This is a genomic window from Streptococcus oralis (genome assembly GCF_023109195.1).
GTDB classification, from domain to species: domain Bacteria; phylum Bacillota; class Bacilli; order Lactobacillales; family Streptococcaceae; genus Streptococcus; species Streptococcus oralis_BV.
This window is the reverse complement of sequence record NZ_JALDUB010000007.1, coordinates 16824-30471: the sequence shown is the minus strand read 5'-3', so window position 1 is coordinate 30471 and position 13648 is coordinate 16824. Positions and strand designations below refer to the sequence as shown.

The following is a 13648-nucleotide window of genomic DNA, read 5'->3' as shown; positions in this document are numbered from 1 at the left end:
AGTTTGTGATACAATAGGTAGAAACAATATTTTATAAAGGAGAAAAGACACATGCACATTTTTGATGAGCTAAAAGAGCGTGGTTTGATTTTTCAAACGACTGATGAAGAAGCTTTGCGCAAAGCCCTAGAAGAAGGTCAAGTTTCTTATTATACTGGCTACGATCCAACTGCTGACAGCCTTCACCTAGGCCACCTTGTCGCAATCTTGACCAGTCGTCGTTTGCAATTAGCAGGTCACAAACCTTATGCGCTCGTTGGCGGTGCTACAGGTCTCATCGGAGATCCGTCCTTCAAAGATGCTGAGCGTAGTCTCCAAACAAAAGACACAGTAGATGGCTGGGTCAAGTCTATCCAAGGACAACTTTCTCGTTTTCTTGACTTTGAAAATGGTGAAAACAAAGCTGTCATGGTCAATAACTACGACTGGTTTGGCAGCATCAGCTTCATCGACTTCCTCCGTGATATCGGAAAATACTTCACTGTCAACTACATGATGAGCAAGGAGTCTGTGAAGAAACGGATCGAGACAGGGATTTCTTACACTGAGTTCGCTTACCAAATCATGCAAGGATATGACTTCTACGTCCTTAACCAAGAGCACAATGTTACCCTGCAAATCGGTGGTTCTGACCAGTGGGGAAATATGACAGCTGGTACCGAATTGCTTCGTCGTAAGGCTGATAAGACTGGTCACGTTATCACAGTGCCACTCATTACAGATGCAACCGGTAAGAAATTTGGTAAATCAGAAGGGAACGCAGTCTGGCTCAACCCTGAAAAGACTTCTCCATACGAAATGTACCAATTCTGGATGAACGTGATGGATGCTGACGCTGTTCGCTTCTTGAAGATCTTTACCTTCTTGTCACTGGATGAAATTGAAGACATCCGAAAACAATTTGAAGTGGCGCCACACGAACGCTTGGCTCAGAAAGTCTTGGCTCGTGAAGTTGTGACTCTTGTTCACGGCGAAGAAGCCTACAAGGAAGCCCTCAACATCACCGAGCAACTCTTTGCTGGAAACATCAAAAACCTTTCTGTCAAAGAACTCAAACAAGGACTTCGTGGAGTGCCAAACTACCAAGTAAAAGCAGACGAAAACCACAATATCGTGGAACTCCTCGTGTCATCTGGTGTGGTGAATTCAAAACGCCAAGCCCGTGAAGACGTCCAAAACGGAGCTATCTACGTCAACGGCGACCGTATCCAAGACCTTGACTATGTCTTGAGTGACGCAGATAAGTTAGAAAACGAACTCACTGTTATCCGCCGCGGGAAGAAGAAATACTTTGTGTTGACTTACTAAATTGTTAAACATTTACCTATAAACAAAGGAGTTACCCTCGAGAAAGGTAACTCCTTTTTGCTGTGAATAGTCCCCACCTATCCCTTAATAGACAGGCTACGCAGGACTATGCGTAAGGTTGTTAGATTATGTAGGATAGAGAGGTTTGAAGGACTGAGCCAATTAAACAAGCCAAAGCCAATCAAACTACTATTTACGACAACGGTATCTTGAATATTCTTCTTGATGAGTGTTTGCAAAGATGATGATAGCCAATCCAACTCTTGGAAGAAATCCAAACGATTATCTAACAATAAGATATCGCTCATCTGCTTAGAAATATCTGCACTCTCATTCATCACCACACCGATATCTGATAGGGTTAGAGCCGCTGAGTCATTCAATCCATCTCCAACCATCAAAATCGTGTGACCTGCTTTCTGCAGTTCCTCTACTAACTCAAATTTCCCATCAGGTTTCAAGTCTGTATAGACCTGATCAAAGGGCAAATCTTTGACTAATTCCTCTGTCCTAACCAAGGTGTCCCCTGTTGCCAGAATCAATTTTTTCCCTTGTGCCTTAAGTTTCTCCAAGGCTGCTTTTGCTTCTTTTCTCAAAGGAGTATGAATGCAGAACATTCCAATCAATTCATTCTGATAAGCCAAGAATAAGAGATTGTAGTGACTCTTGTACTCTTCAATTAAAGCATTTTGTTCTGAACTGATATGAATCTGCTCATCCTGCATCAAGACATAATTCCCAATAAGAACTGGTTGGCCATCTATATGAGATTTGATCCCCTTGCTTGCAATATATTGGAGTTTCCCATGCATTTCCTCATGTTCAATTCCCTCTATCTCAGCTTGCTTGACGATGGCATTAGCAATAGGATGATAAATGTGTTCCTCAAGACAGGCACTGATTCTGAGAATATCTTCCTCACTATAGTCCCCAAAAGGTAACACCTTTTCAACTATAGGATAACTAGTTGTGATTGTTCCCGTCTTATCAAACAAGAAAGTATCAACTTCCAGATATTTCTCCAGAACATCCCCATCCTTAATCACCATTTCACGGTTCAACCCCTCCTTGATAGCTGTCAAATAAGCTACAGGAGTAGAGATTTTCAAAGCGCAGGAGAAATCGACTAATAGGAAAGAAATAGCCTTAGAAAAAGAACCTGTTAATAGGTAAGTTAGCCCAGCCCCCAAGAAATTATATTTGACGACCTTATCCGCCATCTTGATGAAATAGCGTTGTTTCGTTTTCTTGTTTTCTTCAGATTTCTTCATTAACTCAATCAGTTGTAAAATCCGGCTGTTCATCTGATTATCGGTTACACGAATGCGTAACTCTCCAGTTTCTAATACTGTATTTGCACAAACCAAATCAGACTCTCTTTTTTCAACTGGAAAACTCTCTCCCGTCAAGGAACTTTCGTTGACCATACCTAAACCTGAAACTACTTGTCCATCAAACAGAATTTCATTTCCTTGAGATAGGACCAAGACATCTCCTATTTGAACATCGGAACTCTTGATACTAACAACCGTATCGCCCTGTACTAAGAATACGTCGCTCTCTTTTGCAAGAAGGCTTTGTTCTAAATCTGTTGCAGTTTTTTTCAAAGACCACTGATCTAAATGATTCCCCAAATCAAGCATAAACATGATATTGCTAGCTGTCTTGGATTGGTTCATAAACAAGGACAATAAAATCGCCGAACAGTCCAAGACTTCCATCGTTAGTTCCTTACGCGCTAGTGTTTGATAGGCTTCTCTAATATAACCCAAAGCCTGATAACAAGTCCATATATAGCGAATAGGATACGGCACAAAACTACGAAAAAGTACACGCTTAATCGCTGCACCTGAAACAATAGAATAAGCACTCTCTTCTCTACGAATGGGAAGAGTCATCAACTCAGAAACTTTCCCTTTATCAATTCTTTTTAAAAAGGCTTCTGCATTATCTAATACAGAAAAGCCTTCTTTTATGCGTAGAGTAAAGTGCTGTTGATCCATGTAAAACTGGATAGACTCAATCCCCTTTTCATCTCTCGCCAAGGAACGAAGATAGTCTTGAATATCCAAGGTGAGTGAAAAAGAAGATGATAGTCGGATATGTTGGTATCCTCTATGTAGCACTTTAAAAGACATATTATTCTCCTATAAGGCTATCTAATTGCTCTTCTTTTTTCTCTTGCTCGTACAAATATTTGGCATCTTGCAAGACATCGTCTCCATGTTGTTTCACAACAGAAACAGATGCATCTAGCCCGTCTTTCAACTTGTAAGCCTTAGCCAAAGCTTTAGAATAACCTTTTTTAGCTTCCTTACTTGCCAAGATTTTCAAACCAAGGGTACCAAATGCGACACCACCCAAAAAGAGTGATGATTTTTTCGCAACTTTTGCAACGGTTAATACTTCTTTTAACATACTTATTTCCTCCTTATCATTATTATATAGAAATTTAGATATAAAAGCAATTTTATTCTATAAATTGGAGAATTAGTTTTATTTCTACTGAATCTCCCATCTACTTATTTCTAAAGTTGCTTTCATTTGCCTCTTTTGATACACTTAAACTATGAATACAAACCTCAAACCCAAACTTCAGCGTTTTGCTTCTGCGACTGCCTTTTCCTGCCCTATCTGCCAAGAAAATCTGGCCTTGGTAGAGTCTAGCCTCAAGTGTAGCAACCGCCATTCTTTTGATCTGGCAAAATTCGGCTATGTCAACTTGGCTCCGCAAATCAAGCAATCTGCCAACTACGACAAGGAAAACTTCCAAAACCGCCAGCAAATTCTTGAAGCTGGTTTTTATCAGGCTATTTTAGAAGGTATCTCGGACTTACTAACAACTAATCCATCCGCAAAAACAGTCTTGGATATCGGTTGTGGCGAAGGTTTCTACTCTCGTAAACTCCAAGAAAGTCACTCTGATAAAACCTTCTATGCCTTTGACATTTCAAAAGACTCGGTCCAAATCGCAGCTAAAAGTGAACTCAACTGGTCAGTTAATTGGTTTGTCGGTGACCTGGCTCGACTTCCTATAAAAGACGCCAGTATGGATATCCTGCTCGACATCTTTTCACCTGCCAACTATGGGGAATTCCGTCGCGTTTTATCCAAAGATGGCATCTTGATCAAGGTCATCCCGACTGAAAATCACCTCAAAGAAATCCGTCAAAGGGTACAAGACCAGCTGACAAACAAGGACTATTCCAACCAAGATATCAAGGAACATTTCCAGGAATACTTCAGCATCCAATCTATCCAAATAGCTTCCCTAACCAAACCCATCACAGCCGAGCAACGCCAAGCTTTACTTAGCATGACCCCCCTTCTCTTTCATGTTGACCAGACCAAAATTGACTGGAGTCAACTGACAGAGATTACCATTGAGGCAGAGATTTTGGTTGGGAAAGCACTGTAAATAAAACTTTCAGATAAGACAAAACCCGCACCTTCAAGGTACGGGTTTAAGTTATGTAATTATTAGTTCAAGTGCCAGATATCTTCGTTGTACTGAGCGATTGTACGGTCAGATGAGAAGAATCCTGCTTTAGAAATGTTAACGATGACTTTATCCAACCATGCGTCACGGTCTTCGTAGTCAGCAAGCATTTGCTCTTTGACTTTGATGTAGTCTTCCAAGTCAAGGAGAGTCATGAACCAGTCTTTTTTGATCAATTCGTTGTAAAGACGTTCCAAGCGTTCTTTCTTACCTACTGCAAGAACAGCATCGCTCACAATGAAGTCAACCAAAGGTTTGATAGCTTCACGAGCATAGAATTCGCTTGATTTGTAAGCTGCTTTTGCGTAAAGGTCGATAACAGTTTCTGAATCTTCACCAAAGATGTAGATGTTTTCGTCGCCAACCAACTCAGCGATTTCCACGTTAGCACCGTCCATAGTACCAAGAGTCAAGGCTCCGTTCAACATGAATTTCATGTTACCAGTACCTGAAGCTTCTTTAGAAGCAAGTGAGATTTGTTCTGAGATGTCACATGCTGGGATCAAGAAGCTTGCTGCAGTAACGTTGTAGTTTTCAACCATTACGACTTGCAAGTGTGGAGCTACTGCTGGATCGTTTGCAATCACTTCTGACAAGCAAAGGATCAAGTGGATGATGTCTTGGGCGATTGTGTAGGCAGGAGCTGCTTTACCACCAAAGAATACTGTGATTGGACGAGCAGGGATGTTCCCAGCCTTGATGTCAAGGTATTTGTGAATCACATACAAAGCGTTCATTTGTTGGCGTTTGTACTCGTGGAGACGTTTGATTTGGATATCAAAGATAGAGTTTGTATTGATTTCCACACCTTGGTGTTCTTTCAAGTGACGAGCCAATTTGCGCTTGTTGTGAGCTTTGATGCTTTCCAATTTTTCTTTGACAGCAGCCTTGTCTTCGTATGACAAGAGTTTTTCAAGCTCATCCGCTTCATGGTGCCAACCCTCTCCAATAATCTCATCCAAGTAGTGAGACAGTCTTGGGTTGGCATGCATGAGCCAACGACGGAATGTGATACCGTTTGTTTTGTTGTTGAATTTTTCTGGGTAGATGTCGTAGAAAGCTTTCAACTCTGAATTCTTCAAGATTTCAGTGTGGAGTGCTGCTACCCCGTTAACACTGTATCCGTAGTGGATATCCATGTGAGCCATGTGTACACGGTCGTTTTCATCAATGATTTGAACAGCTGGGTCTTTGTATTCTGCTTTCACACGACGGTCCAATTCTTTGATGATTGGTACCAAGTGAGGAACCACTTCTTCCAAGAATTCAAGAGGCCATTTTTCAAGGGCTTCAGCAAGGATTGTGTGGTTAGTGTAGGCAGTCATGCTACGAACGATTGAGATTGCTTCATCAAGCTCGATACCACGTGCAGTCAAGAGACGGATCAATTCAGGAATCACCATTGATGGGTGAGTATCGTTGATTTGTACAACTGCATAGTCCGCAAGGTCATGCAAGTTGCTTCCTTTTTCGATCGCTTCGTCGATGATTAATTGCGCACCGTTTGAAACCATGAAGTATTGTTGGAAGATACGGAGCAATTCACCTTGCTTGTCGCTATCGTCTGGGTAAAGGAAGAGAGTCAAGTTGCGAGCGATATCTGTCTTGTCAAAGTTGATACCATCTTCGATGATAGAAGAATCAACTGAATCCAAGTCAAACAAACGCAAGCGGTTTTTAGTAGCTGTCTTGTAACCAGGTACATCGATATCGTAAAGAGTAGATGTCAATGTGAAGTGTGCAAATGGCACTTGGTAGCTACGGCTTGAGCGTACCAACCAGTTTTGCTCAGTCAACCAAGCGTTAGGAATCGTTTCTTGTTGGTTGTTTTTAAGAACTTGTTGGAAAAGACCGAAGTGGTAGTTCAATCCAACACCGTCACCATTCAAACCAAGTGTAGCGATTGAGTCGATAAAGCAGGCTGCCAAACGTCCCAAACCACCGTTACCAAGTGATGGTTCCAATTCTACTTCTTCGATTTCGATCAACTCTTTACCTGCAGCTGCAAGTTCTTTTTTCACATCGTCGTAAAGACCAAGGTTAATCAAGTTATTTGACAAGAGTTTACCGATCAAGAACTCAGCTGAGATGTAGTAAACTTTTTTCTTACCAGTGTTGACTGGTTTTTGACTGCTAGCAAGCTTGCTGTAGTTAAGAAGAGCAAGGTAAAGCTCTTCATTGCTACATTCTGCAATGGTTTTATTGTAACGTTTTTGTACAAATTCGTTTAATGGTAACATGTTTATGTGTCTCCTGATAATGTCTTATTTCTTTAATTCTACCAAATTTTCATTGATTCGGCGATAAATTGTAGTCAAGTCAAGCAAAGTTTCTTCAACAGCTGGTGTCAATTGATCTTCAGTCATACGCCAAGACCAGTTTCCACCAAGGGTAGATGGGAAGTTCATACGAGCTGACTCATCTAGTTCTAGCAAGTCTTGCATGGTTGCAATAGCCATGAAGCTAACGGATGAAAAGACTGTACGAAGCATAGCGTGTGGCACTGTTTCGTATTCTTTACGGTTCGTGTAGCGAGCCATGTACTCACGTGTCGCATCATCGATCTCGTTACGGTACCAACCAAGAACCGTATTATTATCGTGTGTTCCTGTGTACATAACAGAGTTGGTAGGCGCCAAGTGTGGGCTATCGATACTTTCGTCTTCTGGGTTGAAGGCAAACTGAAGAATCTTCATCCCTGGGAAGCCAGTGCTTTCACGCAACTCGATGACTTCATCTGTCATGAAACCAAGGTCTTCTGCGATGATGTTTAGCTCACCAAGCTCTTCCTTAACGGCTGCGAAGAGTTTGTAGCCTGGACCTTTCACCCATTTACCAGGTGCTGCTGTATCGGAACCAGCAGGAATTTCCCAGTAAGATTCGAACCCGCGGAAGTGGTCAATACGAACGATATCGTAGATCTTGAAGCTTTCGCGCAAACGTTCAATCCACCATTTGTAACCGTCTTTGTCCATTGCTTCCCAGTCATAGATTGGGTTCCCCCAAAGCTGACCAGTGGCAGAAAACTCATCTGGTGGGCATCCTGCGATACAAGTTGCTTTACCATTGGCATCTGTCTTAAAGAGATGTGGATTTGCCCACATGTCGCTTGAATCTTCCGCTACGTAGATAGGCATGTCCCCAACAATTTCGATGTGGTTATCGTTAGCATAGGCTTTCAATTTCAACCATTGTTGGAAGAAGAAGTATTGAGTCACACGGTGGTAAACCAACTTGTCTGCCAATTTCTCACGGTAGCTTTCAAGTGCTGAAGCTTTACGAGCACGAGCATCTGCATCTGGCCATTCTGTCCAAGCAAGATTGTCAAAATGCTCTTTGATAGCCATATATTCTGCGAAGAGTTCGAGCCATGATTGGTTGTCTTTAGCAAACTTCTCAAAATCTTTGACATCACCCACTTCCAAGAAGCGTTTGACTGCTTTTTCTAAAAGCGGACGACGTGCATAATAAATCTTCGCATAGTCAACTTCAGATGCATCGCTACCAAAGTCAACACCTTCGAGATCGCTAGCTTCCAACAAGCCTTGCTCTACCAAGATATCAAGGTCGATAAAATGCGTATTTCCAGCAAAGGCTGAGAATGATTGGTATGGAGAATCTCCATAGCTTGTTGTCCCAAGAGGGAGGATTTGCCAGTAACGTTGCTTCGTACGAACCAAGAAATCAACGAAATCATAAGCAGTCTGGCCAAATGATCCAATCCCGTATGCTCCTGGCAGAGAAGAGATGTGCATCAACACACCACTTTGACGTTTTTTCATAATAGCACCTCATGTGTTTGTTATAAAACGTTGCGCAATTAAGGCGCAAACGTTTGCGTTAATTTAAGTATAACGCATTTCAAAAACAAATGCAAGCGTTTTTAAAAAATTTTTTTGAATTATTTTAATCAAACAAAACTTGTTGCCACTGATATTTTATGAAATAAGCGAAAAAATTTTAAAGATTTTCTGATTTAAGATAATTCATTCCCAATATCTGCTCTATTTTCTGAAAAAGCGAACCGAATTTACGCAATCGTTTTCCTAATATATTTTCAATTCAAAAAAACAAACATTTTAAGTTCTTTCCTATATAATGGCTTTAATAAATGTTTGAAACCTTAAAATTTTTTTAAAAAACTTTTTAAAAAAGCTTGCAACCGTTTTCTATTTGTGCTATACTAGGCTCATAAAAGAAAACGTTTGCGTTTTCTCATTAAATTATTTTTGTTATTCTTTAGGAGGAATACACTATGTCATCTAAATTCATGAAGAGCGCTGCTGTGCTTGGAACTGCTACTCTTGCTAGCTTACTTTTGGTAGCTTGCGGAAGCAAAACTGCTGATAAGGCTGCTGATTCTGGTTCATCTGAAGCAAAAGAAATCACTTTCTACGTTGAAGACCAATACAAAGCCTACGCTGAAAAAGTTGCTGCAGCTTATGAAAAAGAATCAGGTACAAAAGTTAACATCAAATCAGGTGACCAACTTGGTGGACTTGACAAACTTTCACTTGACAACCAATCAGGTCAAGCTGCTGACGTTATGATGGCACCATACGACCGCGTAGGTAGCCTTGGTACTGACGGACAACTTTCAGAAGTTACTTTGAGCGATGGTGCAAAAACAGATGATAAAACTAAATCTCTTGTAACAGCTGCTGACGGTAAAGTTTACGGTGCTCCTGCCGTTATTGAGTCACTTGTTATGTACTACAACAAAGACTTGCTTAAAGAAGCTCCAAAAACTTTTGCTGAATTAGAAGAACTTGCTAAAGACAGCAAATACGCTTTCGCTGGTGAAGATGGCAAAACTACTGCATTCCTAGCTGACTGGACAAACTTCTACTACGCATACGGACTTCTTGCTGGTAACGGTGGTTACGTATTCGGACAAAACGGTAAAGACGCTAAAGACATCGGTCTTGCAAACGACGGTTCTATCACTGGTGTCAACTACGCTAAATCTTGGTATGAAAAATGGCCTAAAGGTATGCAAGATACTGAAGGTGCTGCAAACTTGATCCAAACTCAATTCCAAGAAGGTAAAACAGCTGCTATCATCGACGGTCCTTGGAAAGCTCAAGCATTCAAAGATGCTAAAGTAAACTACGGTGTTGCTACTATTCCAACTCTTCCAAATGGTAAAGAATACACACCATTCGGTGGTGGTAAAGCTTGGATCATCCCATCAAGCACTAAGAACCTTGAAGCTGCACAAAAATTTGTAGACTTCCTTGTTTCAACTGAACAACAAAAAGCATTCTACGATGCAACTAACGAAATCCCAGCTAACACTGAAGCTCGTTCATACGCTGAAGGTAAAAACGATGAGTTGACAACAGCTGTTATCAAACAGTTCAAGAACGCTCAACCAATGCCAAACATTTCTCAAATGTCAGCTGTTTGGGATCCAGCTAAAACAATGCTCTTTGACGCTGTAAGCGGTAAGAAAGATGCTAAGACAGCTGCTAACGATGCTGTAACATTGATCAAAGAAACAATCAAACAAAAATTTGGTGAATAATTGAATTCGTTACAAGGGGGGAGAATACAGATCCCCCTTTGATTTTATAAATTTACGAATGATTGCAGTTGCCTATCTAGTGATTGGAGACAAACTTCAATCTCGTATCCTATGAAAGGAGTATTCATGGAAAACCAACAACCTAGCAAAGCAGCCTTGCTTTCAGTGATTCCTGGGTTAGGACAGATTTACAATAAACAAAAGGCCAAAGGTTTTATCTTCCTTGGTGTAACTATCGTATTTGTTCTTTATTTCCTAGCACTTGCTGCGCCGGAATTGCACAATTTGATCACTCTTGGTGACAAGCCAGGTCGTGATAATTCCCTCTTTATGCTGATTCGTGGTGCCTTCCATTTAATCTTTGTAGTCGTTTATGTGCTCTTTTATTTCTCAAATATTAAAGATGCATATACAATCGCAAAACGTATTAACAATGGAATTCCTGTCCCACGTACTTTTAAAGATATGATCAAAGGTATTTATGAGAATGGATTCCCATACCTTTTGATTATCCCATCGTATGTAGCAATGACATTTGCAATTATCTTCCCAGTTATCGTAACCTTGATGATTGCCTTTACCAACTATGACTTCCAACACTTACCACCAAACAAATTGTTGGACTGGGTTGGCTTGACGAACTTCACTAATATCTGGAGCTTAAGTACCTTCCGTTCAGCCTTCGGTGCGGTTCTTTCTTGGACCATCATCTGGGCCTTGTCTGCTTCTACTTTGCAGATTGTGATTGGTATCTTCACAGCAATCATTGCTAACCAACCATTTATCAAAGGAAAACGTATCTTTGGTGTTATTTTCCTTCTTCCTTGGGCTGTTCCAGCCTTCATCACTATCTTGACATTCTCAAACATGTTTAACGATAGTGTCGGAGCGATCAACACTCAAGTATTGCCTATCTTGGCTAAGGTCCTTCCTTTCCTTGACGGAGCGCTTATCCCTTGGAAAACAGACCCAACTTGGACTAAGATTGCCTTGATTATGATGCAAGGTTGGCTAGGATTCCCATACATCTACGTTTTGACTTTGGGTATCTTGCAGTCGATTCCTAACGACCTCTACGAAGCGGCTTACATCGATGGTGCCAATGCTTGGCAAAAATTCCGCAACATCACTTTCCCTATGATTTTGGCTGTTGCGGCACCAACATTGATCAGCCAATACACCTTCAACTTTAACAACTTCTCTATCATGTACCTCTTCAACGGCGGAGGTCCTGGTAGCGTTGGTGGTGGAGCCGGTTCAACTGATATCTTGATCTCATGGATTTATCGTTTGACAACAGGTACATCTCCTCAATACTCTATGGCGGCAGCTGTTACCTTGATCATCTCTATCATTGTCATCTCTATCTCTATGATCGCATTCAAGAAACTACACGCATTTGATATGGAGGACGTCTAAGATGAATAACTCAATCAAACTCAAACGTAGACTGACTCAAACCCTCACTTACCTCTACTTGATTGGTCTTTCAATCGTGATTATTTATCCACTTTTGATCACCATTATGTCAGCCTTCAAGACTGGTAACGTCGTAGCTTTTAAACTAGATGCTAACGTCGACTTTAGCTTTGCCAACTTCCAAGGGCTCTTCACTGAAACCTTGTACGGCACTTGGTACCTCAACACTTTGATTATCGCCTTGATTACCATGGCTGTTCAAACAAGTATCATCGTACTTGCTGGTTATGCCTACAGCCGTTACAACTTCTTGGCTCGTAAACAAAGTTTGGTCTTCTTCTTGATCATCCAAATGGTGCCAACTATGGCCGCTTTGACAGCCTTCTTCGTTATGGCCCTTATGTTGAATGCGCTTAACCAAAGCTGGTTCCTCATCTTCCTTTATGTTGGTGGAGGTATTCCGATGAATGCTTGGTTGATGAAAGGCTACTTCGACACAGTACCGATGTCTCTTGATGAATCAGCAAAACTAGATGGTGCAGGACACTTCCGTCGCTTCTGGCAAATTGTTCTCCCACTCGTTCGCCCAATGGTGGCTGTACAAGCGCTCTGGGCCTTCATGGGACCTTTCGGAGACTATATCCTCTCTAGTTTCTTGCTTCGTGAGAAAGAATACTTTACAGTTGCCGTTGGTCTACAGACCTTTGTCAGCAATGTGAAAAACTTGAAGATTGCCTACTTCTCAGCAGGTGCTATCCTCATCGCCCTTCCAATCTGTATTCTCTTCTTCTTCCTACAAAAGAACTTTGTTTCAGGACTTACAAGTGGTGGCGACAAGGGATAATTTATCCCCGCCACCCTTTTTTCATTTTATACTTCTTCAAACCACGTCAGCTTTATCTCCAACCTCAAAGCTGTGCTTTGAGCAACCTGCGGCTAGCTTCCTAGTTTGCTCTTTGATTTTCATTGAGTATTAGCGATTGTTACTGTAAATAATATTCTTACAACAAGCAATTTATTTCCTAGACTTGAAATAAAGCACATTTCTCTATATAATAATACTCATATAGAAAACACTTTTAGAAAGATGCCTATGCTTCCATATCCATTCTCGTATTTCTCTAGTATCTGGGGATTTCGTAAGCCCCTATCAAAACGTTTCGGCCTCAACTGGTTTCAGCTTCTCTTTACGAGCATTTTCCTCATCAGTTTGTCTATGGTTCCGATTGCCATTCAAAACAGCTCACAGGAAACGTATCCACTGGATACCTTTATCGATAATGTCTACACTCCACTGACAGATGAAGCCATCATGGACTTGTCAGAGAATGCACAAATCGTTGATGGAAAGCTGAACTACTCAGGTACGAAGAATCAGCAGCCTTCTCTTTTGATTGGCCCGAGCCAAAGCAAAGAATTGCCAAAGGACTTGCAACTTCATTTTGATACGGAAGAACTCGTCATCAGTAAGGAAAGTAAGGAACTGACTCGCATTCGCTACCACGCGATTCAAACGGAGAGTTTCCAGAGTAAGGAAGATTTAACCCAGGCCATTTCTAAAGATTGGTACCAACAAAATCGGGTCTATATCAGTCTCTTTCTCGTTCTTGGTGCTAGCTTCCTCTTTGGTTTGAATTTTTTCATTGTCTCTCTTGGAGCTAGTCTTCTCCTTTATATCACCAAAAAATCACGCCTCTTTTCATTTAGGACCTTTAAAGAGTGCTACCATTTTATCTTGAACTGTTTAGGATTACCCACTCTGATTACGCTTATTTTGGGACTTTTGGGCCAAAATATGACAACGCTTATCACTGTACAAAACATTCTTTTTGTTCTTTATCTGGTCACTATTTTTTACAAGACACATTTCCGTGATCCAGATTATCATAAATAGG

At 41.1% G+C, this 13648-nt stretch carries 10 protein-coding genes; 6 read left to right on the top strand and 4 right to left on the bottom strand.

What is annotated here, in order from left to right; translation table 11 throughout:
* Window positions 1-51 precede the first annotated feature (51 nt).
* Window positions 52-1308: a tyrosine--tRNA ligase gene (gene tyrS, locus M1F65_RS09785; RefSeq protein ID WP_065371432.1), complete on the top strand. Its 1257-nt coding sequence runs from the start codon at window positions 52-54 to the stop codon at window positions 1306-1308.
* A 77-nt stretch (window positions 1309-1385) separates the two neighbouring features.
* Here tyrS and M1F65_RS09780 read toward each other — a convergent pair whose 3' ends face one another.
* The gene (locus M1F65_RS09780) at window positions 1386-3446 is read right to left on the bottom strand and encodes a heavy metal translocating P-type ATPase (RefSeq protein WP_000008775.1); all 2061 of its coding nucleotides are present in this window, start codon (window positions 3444-3446) and stop codon (window positions 1386-1388) included.
* Window position 3447: 1 nt separating this feature from the next.
* Window positions 3448-3726, bottom strand: coding sequence for a DUF6110 family protein (locus tag M1F65_RS09775; protein WP_000910910.1), 279 nt, complete (start codon window positions 3724-3726; stop codon window positions 3448-3450).
* A gap of 151 nt (window positions 3727-3877) precedes the next feature.
* Here M1F65_RS09775 and M1F65_RS09770 point away from each other — a divergent pair, with 151 nt between their 5' ends.
* Entirely contained in the window at window positions 3878-4726 is an 849-nt protein-coding gene (locus M1F65_RS09770; protein ID WP_044020094.1) for a putative RNA methyltransferase, read from the top strand.
* Window positions 4727-4788: 62 nt separating this feature from the next.
* Here the strand turns inward: M1F65_RS09770 and glgP are convergent, their stop codons facing one another.
* Both glgP and malQ read right to left on the bottom strand, forming a co-directional pair.
* Entirely contained in the window at window positions 4789-7047 is a 2259-nt protein-coding gene (gene glgP / locus M1F65_RS09765; protein ID WP_049549819.1) for a glycogen/starch/alpha-glucan family phosphorylase, read from the bottom strand.
* A gap of 24 nt (window positions 7048-7071) precedes the next feature.
* Entirely contained in the window at window positions 7072-8589 is a 1518-nt protein-coding gene (malQ, locus tag M1F65_RS09760) for a 4-alpha-glucanotransferase (RefSeq protein WP_049519144.1), read from the bottom strand.
* 473 nt (window positions 8590-9062) lie between these two features.
* Here malQ and M1F65_RS09755 point away from each other — a divergent pair, with 473 nt between their 5' ends.
* From M1F65_RS09755 to M1F65_RS09740, 4 genes are all read left to right on the top strand, one after another.
* Complete coding sequence (locus tag M1F65_RS09755; protein WP_000095458.1) at window positions 9063-10334, top strand: extracellular solute-binding protein; 1272 nt, start codon at window positions 9063-9065, stop codon at window positions 10332-10334.
* A 126-nt stretch (window positions 10335-10460) separates the two neighbouring features.
* On the top strand, window positions 10461-11753 hold the full coding sequence (locus tag M1F65_RS09750) for a sugar ABC transporter permease (protein ID WP_247925910.1): 1293 nt from the start codon (window positions 10461-10463) through the stop codon (window positions 11751-11753).
* A gap of 1 nt (window position 11754) precedes the next feature.
* Entirely contained in the window at window positions 11755-12597 is an 843-nt protein-coding gene (locus M1F65_RS09745; RefSeq protein WP_001065656.1) for a sugar ABC transporter permease, read from the top strand.
* Between the two features lie 249 nt (window positions 12598-12846).
* A complete protein-coding gene (locus M1F65_RS09740) occupies window positions 12847-13647 on the top strand; it encodes a DUF1189 domain-containing protein (RefSeq protein WP_084879963.1) in 801 nt (266 codons plus the stop codon).
* Window position 13648: the final 1 nt, after the last annotated feature.

Bases quoted from the DNA above. Each gene is read 5' to 3' on its own strand.
- tyrS (WP_065371432.1), top strand. From the start codon at position 52: ATGCACATTTTTGATGAGCTAAAAGAGCGTGGTTTGATTTTTCAAACG.
- M1F65_RS09780 (WP_000008775.1), bottom strand. From the start codon at position 3,446: ATGTCTTTTAAAGTGCTACATAGAGGATACCAACATATCCGACTATCA.
- M1F65_RS09775 (WP_000910910.1), bottom strand. From the start codon at position 3,726: ATGTTAAAAGAAGTATTAACCGTTGCAAAAGTTGCGAAAAAATCATCA.
- M1F65_RS09770 (WP_044020094.1), top strand. From the start codon at position 3,878: ATGAATACAAACCTCAAACCCAAACTTCAGCGTTTTGCTTCTGCGACT.
- glgP (WP_049549819.1), bottom strand. From the start codon at position 7,047: ATGTTACCATTAAACGAATTTGTACAAAAACGTTACAATAAAACCATT.
- malQ (WP_049519144.1), bottom strand. From the start codon at position 8,589: ATGAAAAAACGTCAAAGTGGTGTGTTGATGCACATCTCTTCTCTGCCA.
- M1F65_RS09755 (WP_000095458.1), top strand. From the start codon at position 9,063: ATGTCATCTAAATTCATGAAGAGCGCTGCTGTGCTTGGAACTGCTACT.
- M1F65_RS09750 (WP_247925910.1), top strand. From the start codon at position 10,461: ATGGAAAACCAACAACCTAGCAAAGCAGCCTTGCTTTCAGTGATTCCT.
- M1F65_RS09745 (WP_001065656.1), top strand. From the start codon at position 11,755: ATGAATAACTCAATCAAACTCAAACGTAGACTGACTCAAACCCTCACT.
- M1F65_RS09740 (WP_084879963.1), top strand. From the start codon at position 12,847: ATGCTTCCATATCCATTCTCGTATTTCTCTAGTATCTGGGGATTTCGT.